Origin of the sequence: Thermus aquaticus, from assembly GCF_001280255.1 — a bacterium.
In the GTDB taxonomy this organism is placed as follows: Bacteria; Deinococcota; Deinococci; order Deinococcales; family Thermaceae; genus Thermus; species Thermus aquaticus.
This window is the reverse complement of sequence record NZ_LHCI01000005.1, coordinates 1-784: the sequence shown is the minus strand read 5'-3', so window position 1 is coordinate 784 and position 784 is coordinate 1. Positions and strand designations below refer to the sequence as shown.

The window sequence follows — 784 nt, the reverse complement described above, 5'->3', positions numbered from 1 at the left end:
GCCTGGCCTGGCTTCCCGAGGCCTTGAGGGTGGCCCGGGGGCCGGTCCTCTTCTTCCTCCCCCAGGACCGCCTGGAGGAGGCCCTGGCCTTCGCCCGGGAGCGGGGCCTCCCCTTCCGCCTCCTCATCTGGGGCAAGCCTGACCCCAGGCCCCGCCCCCAGGGGCCCGCCTACGCCTTTGAGCCGGTCCTGGCCCTTAGGGGCCTCCCGGGCAGGGGGAAGGACCTCTTCCTGGCCACAAGCCCCAGGCCGGGGCGGGACGGGGAGGCCACCGGCCACCCCCACCAGAAGCCGGTGAGCGTCATGGCCTGGCTAGTGGAGCTGGCCTCGAGGCCCGGGGACACCCTCCTGGACCCCTTCATGGGCTCAGGGAGCACGGGCGTGGCGGCGGTGGGCCTGGGCCGGGGCTTCCTGGGGGTGGAGCGGGAGGCCTCCTGGCTCCAGGTGGCCGAAAGGAGGCTCAGGAGCGCCCTCCTTCAGGCCCCCCTTCTGGAGGCCCCCCGGGAGGGGTGAGGCCAGGCCCGAAGGGGAGGGCCTCGAGGGGCCAAGCCCCCTCCCCACCCCCCTCCCCTCGAGGCCCAGGACCCGGCGGAAGGCGGCAAAAGGCGGCAAAAGGCGGTCCTGGAGGCGGCAAAAGGCGGCGGAAGGCGAAAGAAAGCGGTCCGCTTTGGGGCCCCTACCCCAAATGAACCGCTATCGTGTGGCGTGATAGAATCCCCGTATGAGGGGAAGGCACCTGGCCCTGGTGAGGCCGCCCCTGAAGCGGCGGCTCAAGGCCCTGGGCG

1 protein-coding gene is annotated in these 784 nt (G+C 73.1%); it reads left to right on the top strand.

All coding sequences use genetic code 11. From position 1 onward, the window contains the following. The coding region (locus BVI061214_RS00080; protein WP_053766875.1) for a DNA-methyltransferase at window positions 1-512 on the top strand (512 nt) is incomplete at its 5' end. Window positions 513-784 lie beyond the last annotated feature (272 nt).